This window comes from Plantibacter sp. MPB07 (assembly GCF_046619465.1).
Taxonomy (GTDB): domain Bacteria; phylum Actinomycetota; class Actinomycetes; order Actinomycetales; family Microbacteriaceae; genus Plantibacter; species Plantibacter auratus.
Genome location: NZ_CP177043.1, coordinates 1,617,331 through 1,631,646, shown reverse-complemented (window position 1 = coordinate 1,631,646; position 14,316 = coordinate 1,617,331). Strand labels below are relative to the sequence as shown.

Below are 14,316 nucleotides of genomic sequence, written 5' to 3'. Positions count from 1 at the left end.
GGGTCAGGGGAGCAGGAGGGCCGTCGCGACGACGAATCCCGGCACGGGCTCCGGGTGGTCGATGACGAAGCGGTGGCCCGCGGTCTCGGTGACGTGTGGTGCGGCATCCCGCCCGAGGTCGATCGTCGCGGGATCGGTCGTGAGGCCCGTACCGAGGGCCTTCGTCACGGCCTCCTTCGCCGTCCAACGCTCGGCGAGCGCCCGGAGGCGTCGTCGGTCCGGCAGCCGCTGCCACTGCTCCCGTTCCGCGGGGGTGAGGGCGACGTCCTCGACGCCGGCGAACCGGGCCGCGTCGAGCCGTTCGACGTCGACACCGACGGGGTGCTCGATCGACACCGCTACCGCGGAGGCGTCGGCGGTGTGGGAGACGCTCACGTGGACGGTCCGGTCTCCGAAGCGCACCCGTGGTCGTCCGTGCGCGAGACCGCAGTCCGGGCAGACCGCCGTGACCCCGATCTGCTCGGGGTCGGTGCCGATCGTCTCCGCGACGGTGCGCACGAGCAGTGCGCGACCGAACAGGAACCGACGGGCCGCGGTCGCGGACGAGGTGTCGAGGCGGTCACGGGCGGACGCGTCCAGCCGGGCCGCCGTGCCGGCGAGGTCGAGCTCAGCCGCGCTGGCCCAGCGCAGGAAGCGGACCGTCGGCTGCGGGAGGGGATCGGCTCGGTGCATGGCCCCCGCGTCCCGGAGTCGGAGCGATGCGAAGCAGGACCTCGCGAGATGGTGATGGTGCCCTCGACTGGATTCGAACCAGCGACTTCTTCCTCCGGAGGGAAGCGCTCTTCCGCTGAGCTACGAAGGCGGAACGTGTCCAAGCTACCAGAGTCGGGACCCACGCCGGTACCGGAGGCGTGCGGGATCAGCGTCCCCGGTCGCGTGGGACAATGAGGTCATGCAGCGCACCCTGACCGCGTCGCTCGATCTGCGGGTGCACGATCGAGCTGACCTCATCTTCTCCATCGCTGCAGCCGGCGGCACCCCGCTGGCGAGCGAGCGACTGCAGGTGCACTCCTCGGACGGCCCGTGCGCGGTCACCGAGATCATGGGTCCGGACGACACGCGACTCCACCGGGTCATCGCCGAGCCCGGCCGGTTGCAGGTCGACTACGAGGCGGTGGTCGTCGGGCAGGCCGTGCCGCGTCCCGTGGACGCCTTGGAGACCGTGACCTACCTCCGTCCCAGCCGGTACTGCGAGTCGGACGCGCTGTTCTCGCTCGCGCGTTCCGAGCTCGGCTACCTCCTCGAGCACCGTCGCCTGCACGAGGACGGTACGGTGTCCGGCGGTCTGCAGGTGCTGCCATGGGTGGCTGCCTGGGTCGGACGCCACCTCTCCTACGTCTCCGGCTCCACGACCGTGTCGGACAGTGCGGTGTCGACCCTCGCCGCGGGGCGTGGCGTGTGCCGGGACTTCGCGCACCTGACCATAGCGATGCTGCGGGCGCTCGACATCCCGGCCCGGTACGCCGCGGTCTACGCCCCGGGTCTCGTCCCCATGGACTTCCACGCGGTGGCCGAGGGCTTCGTCGACGGCGCCTGGCACGTGGTCGACGCGACGGGCCTGGCTCCCCGGCAGTCGCTCGTCCGCATCGCCACCGGACGCGACGCCGCGGACGTGGCCTGGTTGAGCAACCACCACGGCAACGTGACCGTCGAGGACATGCGGATCGACGCCCTGATCGACGTCCTGCCCGCCGACGACCCGGCGCAGGCGGTCGTGCTCGCCTGACGGTCGCCCCGAGGCCGCCGTGTCACCGGTGCGACGCGCCCGGGTAGAATCGCTCCTCGTGACTCCTGAAGACCTCGCCTCCGCCCTGCACGCCATCGTCGTTCCGATCGTCGAACGACGACGCGAGGCGGCGGGCATCACCGACGAGGTCGCGGTGTCGGTCGACGACGTGGTGCTGGAGCGTCCGAAGAACCGCGATCACGGCGACTGGGCCTGCAACATCGCGATGAAGCTCGCGAAGCGCGTGGGGGCGAACCCGCGCGAGCTCGCGCAGGAGTTCGCCGACGCGCTCGTGCAGGTCGACGGCGTCGCCTCGGTCGAGGTCGCCGGTCCCGGGTTCATCAACGTGCGCCTCGACGCCGCTGCCGCGGGTGCGCTCGCGAAGGTGATCGTCGACGCCGGTGACGCGTTCGGTCGCAACGACAGCCTCGCCGGTCAGACCATCAACATCGAGTTCGTCTCGGCCAACCCGACCGGCCCGCTCCACATCGGCCACACGCGCTGGGCCGCGCTCGGCGACTCCCTGGCCCGCGTCTTGAGCGCGTCCGGTGCGACGCTCGTCAGCGAGTACTACATCAACGACGCCGGCAACCAGATGGACACCTTCGCGGACTCGATCCTCGCCGCGGCCAAGGGCGAGCCGACCCCCGAGGGCGGCTATCCCGGGGCGTACATCGGCGACCTCGCGAAGACCGTGCTGGCCGAGATCCCCGACCTCCTCGAGCGTCCGGACGCCCGTGAGGTCGCGCGGGAACGCGCCTACGCCCTGCAGCTCGGTGAGATCCGCGCGTCCCTCGAGCGCTTCAACGTCCACTTCGACGTCTGGTTCAGCGAGCGCACGCTGCACGCGACGGGCGAGGACGGCACGAGCCTCATCGACCAGGCCGTGGACCGCTTGCGCGAGCAGGGGCACGTGTTCGACGAGGAGGGCGCCGTCTGGGTGCGCACGACGGACTTCGGCGACGACAAGAACCGCGTCATCCGTCGCTCCAACGGCGTCTACACCTACTTCGCCGCCGACGCCGCGTACTACCTGAACAAGGGCGACCGCGGCTTCCAGCACAAGATCTACCTGCTCGGTGCCGATCACCACGGGTACGTCCACCGGTTGAAGGCGCTCGCTGGCGCGGCCGGAGACGACCCGGACCGCGACATCGAGGTGCTCATCGGGCAGCTCGTGAGTGTGAACGGCGCCCGACTCTCCAAGCGGGCCGGCAACATCATCGAGCTGGACGACCTGCAGGCCTGGATCGGTACGGACGCCCTGCGGTACTCGCTCGGTCGCTACCCGGCCGATTCGCCGTTGGCCCTCGACCCGGAGCAGCTCCGCAGCCGGACGAACGACAACCCCGTCTTCTACGTCCAGTACGCCCACGCCCGCACGAACTCGGTGGCGCGCAACGCCGCCTCGGCCGGGGTCGACCGCAGCGCCTTCGCTCCGGAGCTGCTCGTCCACGAGACGGAGTCGGCGCTCCTCGGCGTCCTCCAGGAGTTCCCGCGGATCGTCGCGCAGGCCGCACAGCTGCGCGAGCCGCACCGCGTCGCCCGGCACCTGGAGGAGACCGCGAGCCTGTACCACAAGTGGTACGACAGCTGCCGGGTCGTCCCGATGGGGGAGGAGCCGGTCACCGACCTGCACCGCACGCGCCTCTGGCTGAACGACGCGACCGGCACCGTCATCCGCAACGGGCTGGCGCTCCTCGGCGTCTCCGCGCCGGAGCGCATGTAGCTTCCCCGCAGCGGGAGATCCGCGCGAGCGCAGGACGGTTCCTCGGGAACGGTCCTGCGCTCGCGGCGTCCTCCTGCCGACGACGGTTCGCTACCCTCGGAACATGAGTGAGCAGCAACCGTCGGGTAAGCGCAGGCGTCCCTGGCTTCCGATCGTCATCGTCGTCGGGGTGCTCGTCGTCCTCGTCGGCGCGTTCCTGATCGCCGACACGATCGTGCGCGGCGTCGCCGAGGAGCGCGTCGCGACGCGGATCGAGCAGAGTCTGCCGGACAACGTCGACGCGGACGTCGCCGTGTCGATCGGCGGTGCCTCGGTCATCGCCCAGTACCTCACCGGAACGTTCGAGCACGTCGACCTGCGTGCACCGGATGCGAGCGTCGACGGCGTGCCGCTGGACCTCCGCGTCAGTGCGGACCGGGTCCCGCTCGACCCGGAGCAGACCATCGGTCGGGTGGTGGCGACCATCAGGATCGATGCCGCCGGAGCGGCGGACCTCGCCAAGACGGCCGGGCTCCCGGGCACGCTCACCCTCGGCGACGACGAGATCGGGTACGCAGGCGAGGCGACCGTCCTCGGGTTCACGATCCCGTACGACTTCTCCGTGGCACCGACCACCACGGCCGACCGCGTGAACCTGATGCCGACGTCCGTGAACGTCGACACCGGCCTCCTCGGCGTCATCGACCTCCGGGCGCTCGTGACCGGCTTCCTGCAGGGCGACCCGCCCAGCATCTGCGTCGCCCAATACCTGCCGGAGGGGGTCGACCTCGATGGACTCGCGGTGACGCCGGAGGCGGCGACCGCCACCCTGACCTCGACGACGCTCCGCCTCGACGAGGCGTCGCTGCAGACGCTCGGCAGCTGCGACTGAACCTCGCCCCGCCACCCGGCGGCGGAGGGGAGCGGGCCACCCGACGTCACGATGCTGCACGGGCACGCGCGTCTCGCTAGACTTTCCACACACCCACTGCTCCGACCGGGCGGTGAGGTGTGCCGCCGGGCCTCCAGGCCCGTGTTCCACCTCAGTCGTTCCAACCGAGCGACGATGGGTGCGGACGACCGGGATCACCAACCACCCGGTCGTGCGCATCCACCTTCTTCGGTGCTCTACAAATCGGTGCTTCAGGGGCCAAACCGGGTCCGCTCGCCCAACGAGAACCTCCTTTTCCGCTCAACAGGACTCAGGACACCCCCGTGGCCAGAAACCCCCTCGCCCCCGACTGGCTCGCCGAGCCCGTCGATCCGAACGCGCTCGATCCGGCCGTGTGGCCGGCGTCGGCCGCCCGTGACGCTGACGGCCTCCTGCAGCTCGGCGGCGTCGACGTCCGCGCGCTCCAGGAGCGCTTCGGCACGCCGCTCTACGTCGTCGACGAGGACGACGCGCGGGCCCGCGCCCGCACGCTGCGAGAGGCGTTCGAGCGTGAGGCGGCCGCCCGCGGCACGAGTGTCGCCGTCTACTACGCGGGGAAGGCGTTCCTCTCGACCGAGGTCGCGCGGTGGATGACGGCGGAGGGCCTCCGCATCGACATCTGCAGCGGCGGAGAACTCGCCGTCGCACTCGCCGCCGGAACCGATCCGGCCCAGCTGGGCTTCCACGGCAACAACAAGTCGGTCGCGGAGATCGAGCGAGCCGTGGGCGTCGGGATCGGCGCCATCGTGCTCGACAGCCTCACCGAGATCGACCGCGTCGCCGCGGCGGCAGAGCGCGCCGGCCGGGTCCAGTCGGTGCGCCTGCGCGTGAACAGCGGCGTCCACGCCCACACGCACGAGTACCTCGCGACCGCCCACGAGGACCAGAAGTTCGGCCTGCCGCTCGAGGACGCCGCCGACGCCGTCGCGCGCATCCGGTCCCACGCCTCGCTCGACTTCCTCGGACTCCACTGCCACATCGGCTCGCAGATCTTCGGGTCCGACGGGTTCGCCGAATCCGCCGCACGCCTGCTCGCCGTGCACGCGCGCCTGCTCGAGGGCGGCCCCGTGCCCGAGCTCAACCTCGGTGGTGGCTTCGGCATCGCCTACACCAGCGCCGACGACCCGACGCCGATCGAGCAGCTCGCGGCGGACATCCTCGCCGGTGTCCAGGCTGCGGCCGACCTCCACGGCGTCCGGATCCCGAAGCTTGCCTTCGAACCGGGACGCGCGATCATCGGCGGCGCCGGCATCACGCTCTACGAGGTCGGCACGATCAAGGACGTCGTGGTCGCCTGGAACGACGAGGGCGAGACGGCCGTCCGCCGCTACGTCAGCGTCGACGGTGGGATGAGCGACAACGCCCGGCCGTCGTTGTACGGCGCGGACTACACGGTCCGGATCGCCGATCGCGTGAGCGACGCGTCCCCCGCGCTCGTCCGGATCGCCGGCAAGCACTGTGAGTCGGGCGACATCGTCGTGAACGCCGACTACCTGCCGGCGGACGTCCGCGACGGCGACCTCCTGGCCGTCCCCGCGACCGGGGCCTACTGCTGGTCCCTCGCGAGCAACTACAACTACCTCGGTCGCCCGGCCGTCGTCGCCGTGTCGGGTGGCGCGGCCCGCGTCATCGTGCGGGGCGAGACCGAGCACGACCTCCTCAGCCGCGATGCGGGATTGGACACGGAATGATCGAATACCGCGGACTGAAGGTCGCCCTGCTGGGCGCCGGATCGGTGGGCTCGCAGGTGGCGCGTCTGCTGCTCGAGCACGCCGACGAACTGGCGTCCCGAGCCGGAGCGAGCCTCGAGCTCATCGGCATCGCCGTGCGCGACGTCGACGCACCTCGCGACGTCGACCTGCCGAAGGAGCTGTACACGACCGATGCCGAGCAGCTCATCCTGAGCGCCGACATCGTGATCGAGCTCATCGGCGGCATCGAGCCGGCGCGCAGCCACATCCTGCAGGCCATCAACGCCGGCGCCGACATCGTCACCGCCAACAAGGCGCTGCTCGCGACGCACGGCCCTGAACTGTTCGACGCCGCTGAGCAGGTCGGCGCCCAGCTGTACTACGAGGCGGCCGTCGCCGCGGCGATCCCGATCATCCGACCCCTGCGGGAGAGCCTTGCGGGCGACCGCATCAACCGGGTGCTCGGCATCGTCAACGGCAGCACGAACTACATGCTCGACCGGATGGACCGCTTCGGCGACACGATGGAGGATGCGGCAGCCGTCGCGAGCGAGCTCGGGTACCTCGAAGCCGACCCGACCCTCGACGTCGAGGGCTACGACGCGGCGCAGAAGGCGACCATCCTGGCGAGTCTCGCCTTCCACACCACCGTCCCCGTCGAGGCCGTCCACCGTGAAGGCATCACCGGGATCACGAAGGCGCAGGTCGACCTCGCCCGCAGCGAGGGCTACGTCATCAAGCTGCTCGCGATCGCGGAGCGGATCGTCGACGAGACGACCGGCGAGGAGGGCCTGTCCGCCCGCGTCTACCCGGCGCTCATCGGTCGGGAGCACCCGCTCGCCGCCGTGCACGGCGGCAACAACGCCGTGTTCGTGGAGGCCGAGAACGCCGGGAGCCTGATGTTCTACGGCGCCGGCGCCGGTGGCAAGGAGACCGCCTCCGCGGTGCTCGGCGATCTCGTCTCGGCGGCCCGTCGTCACGTCGCCGGCGGCCCCGGTGTCGGCGAGTCCACGCACGCCGACCTGCCGGTCCTCGAGATCGGCCGTGTCACGACGCGATACCAGGTCACCCTCGAGGTGGCCGACGAACCCGGCGTGCTCGCCGCGGTCGCGGGGATCCTCAGCGACGGCGGCGTCTCGGTCGAGACCTTCCAGCAGTCCGTGGCCTCCTCGGACGGGACGCTGTCGACCGCTACCCTGGTCATCGGCACCCACCGGGCGCTCGAATCGGCCCTCGCGGCCACGGTCGAGCAGCTCGCCTCGAACGCCCACGTCGAGCGGGTCGTGTCCGTGCTCCGGGTCGAAGGAGCCGAGTAGGTGCCGAACCGCAGGACCACCGACCGCGTCGCTCGCCGACCTCTCACCAGATTGCAGGCATCCCTATGAGTCACACCGAACCGCTTGCGATCGGACGCACCGTCACCGTGAAGGTGCCGGCGACCACCGCCAACCTCGGCCCCGGCTTCGACACGCTCGGTCTGGCGCTCGCCCTGTACGACGAGCTGACCGTCACGGTCCGCGAGGAGCCGGGCGTGTTCGTGGAGGTCATCGGTGTCGGCGCCGGCGAGGTGCCGACCGACGCGTCCAACCTCGTGATCACCGCGATCGCACACGCTCTTCGTGCCTACGGCCACGACCTCCCCGGTCTCGACGTCGTCGCGCGGAACGTCATCCCGCACGGCCGCGGCCTCGGTTCCTCGGGCGCCGCGATCGTCTCCGGCATCATGGCGGCGAAGGGGCTCCTCGAGGGTCGGGTCGAGCTCGGTCCGGACGACCTCCTCCGGCTCGCGACGGAGATGGAGGGTCACCCCGACAACGTCGCTCCGGCGCTGTTCGGCGGCCTGACGATCGCGTGGACGACTGACGACGGGCCGCAGCACAAGAAGCTCATCGTGCACCGCGGGGTCTCGCCGCTCGTGCTCGTCCCCGAGCACACGATGTCCACGGAACTCGCCCGCAGCCTGCAGCCCGCCAACGTGCCGCACGCCGACGCGGCGTTCAACGTCTCGCGTTCGGCGCTCCTCGTCGCCGCGCTCACACAGAGCCCCGAGCTCCTGCTCGCGGCCACCGAGGACCGGCTCCACCAGAGCTACCGCGCCGCAGCGATGCCCGAGACGAACACCCTCATCACGCTGCTGCGCGAGCACGGCTTCGCCGCCGTCGTGTCCGGCGCCGGTCCGTCGATCCTCGTCCTCGCGGACGATCCCGGACGACGCCTCGAAGCCACTGCGCTGGTCGCCGAGCACGCCACCACCCCGTGGCAGTCGCTCATGCTCGCGGTCGACTTCAAGGGTGCTACAGTGGGAGGGCACCCGGCCCACCCCGCCTCTTCGGCGTAACCGGCTTCCGGGGCAGTTCCGCACAATCATCGCTTTCGCACCAATTGATCGCGTCTGTTCGGGTCCCACCGTGTTTCCATCCTGCTGAGCAGCGCTCCGCCGGGTCGTCGCACCGGGCTATCCGCACAGGCTCTGCGTCGTGTGAACATCACCCACCCGCCGCACAGGATTCCGGTGCGATCGCCGCCTGCGCGAGACAGCTCTGTCTCGACGCAAGGGAAGGAAGACACACGTGACAGACGTCAACGAAGGCGCCTCAGGCGTCTCGCTGGATGCCGACCCGAAGACGCTCAAGGTCGCCGACCTGCAGCGTCTCGCCGCCGCTCTCGGAGTGGCCGGAGCCTCGAAGCTCCGCAAGGGCGAGCTGGTCGAAGCCATCCAGAACATCCAGAACAGCACCGACACCGACACCGACGCCGTGGCCACGGAGACCGCCGACGTCATCGAGTCGGTCTCCGCGCTCGAAGTCGCGCCGGAGGCACCGGTGCAGTCCAAGCTGCCCGAGCTCGACCTCGCGCTCGACCAGGCCTTCGGTGCCGAGAAGGCGGCCCCGCCGGCGCGACGCAAGTCCCGCCGGGCCACGACGGCCACCGTCGCCCCGAACGCGACCCCGATCGTCGGCGCCCCCGTCGTCGAGGCACCGGCTGCGCCGGCTGCAGCGCCCGCCCCGGTCGAGGCCGAGGCACCGTCCGCTCCGGCCGACGCGGCTCCCGCCGAGCAGTCCGATGACACTGCCGCGACCGCCGAGTCGCCGAGCGCCGACGAGACGACCCCCGAGCAGACGCCGAGGCGTTCGCGCGGCAACCGCCGTGGTCGCGGACGCGATCGCGACCGCAACGCCGACGACGCCGAGCAGAACACGGCTGAGCAGGTCACCGGCGAGCAGGCCGGCGGCGAGCAGAACCGCGCCGCACAGAACGCCTCCGAGCAGGACTCGAACGACGACGCCGCGAACACGGACGCCGACGACACCCAGGACGGCGAGCAGCAGGACGGCCAGTCGTCCGGCGGGCGCCGCGGTCGTGGCCGAGGCCGCAACCAGAACAACGGTGGCCAGAACAACGGCAACCAGAACAACGGTGGCCAGAACGCCGACGGCGGCCAGAAGGCCGATGCCAAGCAGGAGCAGCAGGGGCAGAACCGCGGCAACCAGGGCGGTCAGGGCAACCAGGGCGCACCGGGCGACGACTCCGAGGGTCGTGGCGGCCGCAGCCGCTACCGCGACCGCAAGCGTCGCGGATCCGTGCAGAACGACGACGTCGAGCCTGAGATCGCCGAGGACGACGTCCTCATCCCGGTCGCCGGCATCCTCGACGTCCTCGACAACTACGCCTTCGTGCGCACCTCCGGCTACCTCCCGGGCACCAACGACGTCTACGTCTCCCTCGGCCAGGTGAAGAAGTACCACCTGCGCAAGGGTGACGCCGTCGTCGGGGCCATCCGTCAGCCGCGCGACAACGACAGCAGCAGCCGCCAGAAGTACAACGCGATCGTCAAGGTCGACTCCGTCAACGGCCTGTCCGTCGACGAGGCCGGCGCCCGCGTCGAGTTCGGCAAGCTGACCCCGCTGTACCCGCAGGAGCGCCTCCGTCTCGAGACGGAGCAGACGAAGCTCACGCAGCGCATCATCGACCTCGTCGCACCGATCGGCAAGGGCCAGCGCGGCCTGATCGTCGCCCCGCCGAAGGCCGGGAAGACCATCGTCCTCCAGCAGATCGCCAACGCGATCTCGATCAACAACCCTGAGGTCCACCTCATGGTCGTGCTGGTCGACGAGCGTCCCGAAGAGGTCACCGACATGCAGCGCACGGTGAAGGGTGAGGTCATCGCCTCCACCTTCGACCGTCCGGCCGAGGACCACACGACGGTCGCCGAACTCGCGATCGAGCGCGCCAAGCGTCTCGTCGAGCTCGGCCACGACGTCGTCGTGCTGCTCGACTCGATCACGCGTCTCGGTCGTGCCTACAACCTGGCCGCACCCGCCTCGGGTCGGATCCTCTCCGGCGGTGTCGACGCCGCGGCGCTGTACCCGCCGAAGCGTTTCTTCGGTGCCGCTCGCAACATCGAGAACGGCGGATCCCTCACGATCCTCGCGACCGCGCTCGTCGAGACCGGTTCCAAGATGGACGAGGTCATCTTCGAGGAGTTCAAGGGCACCGGCAACTCGGAGCTCCGGCTCTCGCGCCAGCTCGCCGACAAGCGGATCTTCCCGGCCGTGGACGTCAACGCGTCCTCGACCCGCCGCGAGGAGATGCTGCTCGCCCCCGACGAGGTCAAGGTCACCTGGAAGCTGCGTCGTGCCCTCGCCGGCCTCGACCAGCAGCAGGCCCTCGAGGTCGTCCTCGGCAAGCTGAAGGAGACCACGTCCAACGTGGAGTTCCTCGTTCAGATGCAGAAGTCGATGCCCGCACCGACCTCGCACAGCCACGGACACGAGAACAACCACCGCTAGCGGTCCCGACCGACCCCATCCGTACCCGCGCCGCACCGGCATCGGGAACGGGTGGGGTCGGTCCCGTTTCGCCCCCGGTGCCGCATGATGGTGATGAAGGAAGAGAACGATGTTCGAATCAGTTGAGACGCTCGTCGCCGAGCACAAAGATCTCCAGGATCAGCTCGCCGACCCGGCGGTCCACGCCGACCCCGCACGGTCGAAGAAGATCAACCGCCGCTACGCCGAGCTGTCGAAGATCATCGCGGCCTACCACACCTGGCAGGCGACGCAGGAGGACCTCGACGCCGCCCGGGAACTCGCCAAGGAGGACGAGGCGTTCGCCGAGGAGGTGCCGGTGCTCGAAGAGCTGCTGGTGACCAACCAGGAGAAGCTCCGCCGTCTGCTCATCCCGCGCGACCCCGACGACGGCCGCGACGTCATCATGGAGATCAAGGGTGGCGAGGGCGGCGCCGAGAGCGCGCTCTTCGCCGCCGACCTGCTCCGGATGTACCTGCACTACGCGGAGTCCAAGGGGTGGAAGACCGAGCTCCTCGAACGCACCGAGAGCGACCTCGGTGGATACAAGGACGTCCAGGTGGCGATCAAGTCGAACGCGACCGACCCGTCGCAGGGGGTCTGGGCGCACCTCAAGTACGAGGGCGGCGTGCACCGCGTGCAGCGCGTCCCGGCCACCGAGTCCCAAGGCCGCATCCACACCTCCACCACGGGTGTCCTCGTCTTCCCCGAGGTCGATGAGCCGGAGGAGGTCGAGATCAGCCAGAACGACCTGAAGATCGACGTCTACCGGTCGAGCGGCCCCGGCGGTCAGTCGGTCAACACCACGGACTCCGCGGTGCGCATCACCCACCTGCCGACCGGCATCGTGGTGTCGATGCAGAACGAGAAGAGCCAGCTGCAGAACCGTGAGGCCGGCATGCGTGTGCTCCGCGCTCGCATCCTCGCGCGTCAGCAGGAGGAGCAGGCGGCACTCGACAGCGCTGCCCGCAAGACGCAGATCCGCACGATGGACCGCTCCGAGCGCATCCGCACCTACAACTTCCCGGAGAACCGCATCGCCGACCACCGGACCGGGTACAAGGCGTACAACCTCGACGGCGTCATGAACGGCGCGCTCGGGCCGATCATCGAATCGGCGATCACCGCCGATGAGGAAGCGCGCCTGGCCGACATCGGCGACCAGGACTAGCACTCGAGAGCGCAGTCGTGGTCGTCATCCCGCTCGGATGACGACCACGACTGCGCTTTCGTCGTTCAGCCGATGCGCAGTCGCTTCGTCGCGACCTTGTCGGCGAAGAACCGGTCGTGGCTGACCACGACGATGGCGCCGGGGAAGTGCACGAGTGCGCGCTCCATCACCTGCGTGCTCGCGAGGTCCAGGTGGTTCGTCGGCTCGTCGAGGAGGAGCACCGAAGCTCCGGAGAGCAGGCACTGGGCCATGGCGACGCGGGCGCGCTGCCCACCCGAGAGCATGCCGATCTTCTGTTTGAGGTCGGCGTCGGAGAACTGGAACATACCGAGGAAGCGGTTCACTGACTTCTTCGTCGCTGCGAAGGCGAGGCTGTCGGGCATGGCGCCGACGGCGTGCGCCACCGTGTCGGTGAGGTCCAGCTCGTCGACCATCTGGTTGTAGGACGCGTATCGGACCCCACCGGTCCAGGTGACGTGACCGGCGTCGGCGCGTTCGTCGCCCTCGAGGATCCGGAGGAACGTGGACTTGCCCGCGCCGTTCGGTCCGTGGACGACGATGCGTTCGCGGCGGCCGATCTCGAGGTCGAGTCCGTCGAACAGCGTGTGCTCGCCGTAGGCCTTCGTGAGCCCCTGGATCCGGCAGAGCGTGTCCTTGATGTGCAGGCCGCCGTAGATGTCGGTGATGATGTCGTCGACCGGACGCGGCGGCCTGGCCTTCTTGATCTTCGCCAGCTGCGAGGAGAGGTCCTTCTTCCCGGCGGCCTTGGCCGCCTCGCGACGGTCCGAGATGCCCTCGGCCTCGAAGGCGAGCAGTTCGGACTCGTGGACGAACTGCGCCTCGAGGCTCTTGAGCCGGAACTGCTTCTGGACGACGTACTCGTCGAAGCTCCCGGGGTACTCGTGGAGGTGGAAGTTCTCGACCTCGACGATGCGTGTGACCACGGCGTCGAGGAAGGTCCGGTCGTGCGAGACGACGATCGCCGCGCCGCGGAACGAGCCGAACCAGGATTCGAGCCACTCGACCCCCGCGACGTCGAGGAAGTTCGTCGGCTCGTCGAGGAGCAGGACGTCCGGCCGCTCGAGGAGGATCTTCGCGAGCGCCGCGCGGTTGCGCCAACCACCGGAGAGCGAGTCGATGGGGAGCACGCGGCGCGCGGCGTCGAAGCCGAGCGTGGTGAGGGCGGTGTCGATGTGGCGCTGGTAGTCCCAGCCGTCCTGGCGCTCCATCTCCTCGAAGAGTTCGGCCTGCCGTTCGATGAGCTTCGTCATCCCGTCGAGGTCGTTCGGGTCGGCGGCGATCGCGGCGTCGATGGATGCGAGTTCCGCCTCGATGGCGTGGATGTGACCGAAGAGTCCTTCGAGGACCTCGGTGATGGTGGCGCTGCCGTCGAGCTCCGAGAACTGCGAGAAGTACCCGATCCGCGTCCCGTCCTCGATGGTCACGGTGCCCGAGTCCGGCTGGAGCTGGTCGAGCGCGAGCTTCAGGAGGGTGGACTTGCCGGAGCCGTTCCGGCCGATGAGCCCGACCCGGTCGCCTGGCTCGAGCCGGAAGAAGACGTCGCGGAGCACCGGGCGCTCCTCGAACCGGACGGTGACGTCGTGCAGGCGGATGAGACTCATGGGGACCTCTCGAGGAGCGGGGATGCAGGTGGGATGCGGGGGATCGTCGTCCGGGGGAGGCACGGGTGACGGATCACCTCACCTCGCGCGGATCAGATGTGGTATTCGGGATCGAGCAACGCGAGACCGTGCGTGCCGCTCCCGCGCGGACGCTCGACCGCCGGGACACCGAGCAGCAGGCTGCGGGGTGGGCATGCCTTGGTGACGACGGCGTTCGCGCCGACGATGGTCCCCGCCCCGATCAGGATGGGCCCGAGGATCTTCGCCCCGGCGCCGACGGCGACGCCGTCACCGATGGTCGGGTGGCGCTTGCCGACGCCGCGGCTCTTCCCGCCGAGGGTCACGCCGTGGAAGATCATGACGTCGTCGCCCACCTCGGCCGTCTCGCCGATGACGACGCCCATGCCGTGGTCGATGAAGAACCGCCTGCCGATCCGGGCGCCCGGGTGGATCTCGATCCCGGTGAGGAACCGGGTGAACTGGGAGCCGAACCGGGCGAGGGTGCGGAAGCCGCGCCGCCACAGGCGGTGGTGCAGCCGGTACGCCCAGACGGCGTGCAGGCCGGAGTAGCTGAGCGCGATCTCGATGGTGCCGCGGGCCGCCGGATCGTGTGCGCGTGCGGCACCGATGTCCTCGCGGACCCGCGACAGCATTCCCAT

General features: G+C 70.0%; 11 protein-coding genes and 1 tRNA gene. 8 read left to right on the top strand and 4 right to left on the bottom strand.

Annotated features, from left to right (window positions below; all coding sequences use genetic code 11):
* Positions 1-3: 3 nt before the first annotated feature.
* Together ACLIME_RS07665 and ACLIME_RS07660 are read right to left on the bottom strand one after the other, a co-directional pair.
* Positions 4-672 carry a 4'-phosphopantetheinyl transferase family protein gene (locus ACLIME_RS07665; protein WP_411558565.1) on the bottom strand — a complete coding sequence of 223 codons (669 nt, stop codon included), beginning with the start codon at positions 670-672 and terminating at the stop codon, positions 4-6.
* A 55-nt stretch (positions 673-727) separates the two neighbouring features.
* Positions 728-802 (bottom strand) — tRNA-Arg (locus ACLIME_RS07660).
* 90 nt (positions 803-892) lie between these two features.
* Between ACLIME_RS07660 and ACLIME_RS07655 the strand changes: the two genes are divergently transcribed.
* From ACLIME_RS07655 to prfA, 8 genes are all read left to right on the top strand, one after another.
* Positions 893-1,726, top strand: coding sequence for a transglutaminase-like domain-containing protein (locus ACLIME_RS07655; protein WP_411558564.1), 834 nt, complete (start codon positions 893-895; stop codon positions 1,724-1,726).
* A 58-nt stretch (positions 1,727-1,784) separates the two neighbouring features.
* Complete coding sequence (locus ACLIME_RS07650) at positions 1,785-3,455, top strand: arginine--tRNA ligase (protein WP_064295369.1); 1,671 nt, start codon at positions 1,785-1,787, stop codon at positions 3,453-3,455.
* A gap of 103 nt (positions 3,456-3,558) precedes the next feature.
* A complete protein-coding gene (locus tag ACLIME_RS07645) occupies positions 3,559-4,326 on the top strand; it encodes a DUF2993 domain-containing protein (RefSeq protein ID WP_411558563.1) in 768 nt (255 codons plus the stop codon).
* A 323-nt stretch (positions 4,327-4,649) separates the two neighbouring features.
* A complete protein-coding gene (lysA, locus tag ACLIME_RS07640; RefSeq protein WP_124769595.1) occupies positions 4,650-6,056 on the top strand; it encodes a diaminopimelate decarboxylase in 1,407 nt (468 codons plus the stop codon).
* Positions 6,053-7,372 (top strand): homoserine dehydrogenase, encoded by a 1,320-nt coding sequence (locus tag ACLIME_RS07635; RefSeq protein WP_079002763.1) that lies wholly within the window; start codon positions 6,053-6,055, stop codon positions 7,370-7,372. The genes lysA and ACLIME_RS07635 overlap by 4 nt, the downstream gene beginning before the upstream one ends.
* Before the next feature lie 65 nt (positions 7,373-7,437).
* Positions 7,438-8,394 carry a homoserine kinase gene (gene thrB, locus ACLIME_RS07630; protein ID WP_071262436.1) on the top strand — a complete coding sequence of 319 codons (957 nt, stop codon included), beginning with the start codon at positions 7,438-7,440 and terminating at the stop codon, positions 8,392-8,394.
* A 232-nt stretch (positions 8,395-8,626) separates the two neighbouring features.
* On the top strand, positions 8,627-10,846 hold the full coding sequence (rho, locus tag ACLIME_RS07625) for a transcription termination factor Rho (RefSeq protein WP_411558562.1): 2,220 nt from the start codon (positions 8,627-8,629) through the stop codon (positions 10,844-10,846).
* A 109-nt stretch (positions 10,847-10,955) separates the two neighbouring features.
* On the top strand, positions 10,956-12,035 hold the full coding sequence (gene prfA, locus ACLIME_RS07620; protein WP_071262434.1) for a peptide chain release factor 1: 1,080 nt from the start codon (positions 10,956-10,958) through the stop codon (positions 12,033-12,035).
* Positions 12,036-12,100: 65 nt separating this feature from the next.
* Here prfA and ACLIME_RS07615 read toward each other — a convergent pair whose 3' ends face one another.
* Together ACLIME_RS07615 and epsC are read right to left on the bottom strand one after the other, a co-directional pair.
* Positions 12,101-13,657 carry an ABC-F family ATP-binding cassette domain-containing protein gene (locus tag ACLIME_RS07615; RefSeq protein WP_411558561.1) on the bottom strand — a complete coding sequence of 519 codons (1,557 nt, stop codon included), beginning with the start codon at positions 13,655-13,657 and terminating at the stop codon, positions 12,101-12,103.
* A gap of 92 nt (positions 13,658-13,749) precedes the next feature.
* Entirely contained in the window at positions 13,750-14,316 is a 567-nt protein-coding gene (epsC, locus tag ACLIME_RS07610) for a serine O-acetyltransferase EpsC (protein ID WP_137243300.1), read from the bottom strand.

Excerpts from the sequence above, each read along its gene's own strand:
- ACLIME_RS07665 (WP_411558565.1), bottom strand. The coding sequence starts at position 672 with ATGCACCGAGCCGATCCCCTCCCGCAGCCGACGGTCCGCTTCCTGCGC.
- ACLIME_RS07655 (WP_411558564.1), top strand. The coding sequence starts at position 893 with ATGCAGCGCACCCTGACCGCGTCGCTCGATCTGCGGGTGCACGATCGA.
- ACLIME_RS07645 (WP_411558563.1), top strand. The coding sequence starts at position 3,559 with ATGAGTGAGCAGCAACCGTCGGGTAAGCGCAGGCGTCCCTGGCTTCCG.
- ACLIME_RS07635 (WP_079002763.1), top strand. The coding sequence starts at position 6,053 with ATGATCGAATACCGCGGACTGAAGGTCGCCCTGCTGGGCGCCGGATCG.
- thrB (WP_071262436.1), top strand. The coding sequence starts at position 7,438 with ATGAGTCACACCGAACCGCTTGCGATCGGACGCACCGTCACCGTGAAG.
- prfA (WP_071262434.1), top strand. The coding sequence starts at position 10,956 with ATGTTCGAATCAGTTGAGACGCTCGTCGCCGAGCACAAAGATCTCCAG.
- ACLIME_RS07615 (WP_411558561.1), bottom strand. The coding sequence starts at position 13,657 with ATGAGTCTCATCCGCCTGCACGACGTCACCGTCCGGTTCGAGGAGCGC.
- epsC (WP_137243300.1), bottom strand. The coding sequence starts at position 14,316 with ATGGGAATGCTGTCGCGGGTCCGCGAGGACATCGGTGCCGCACGCGCA.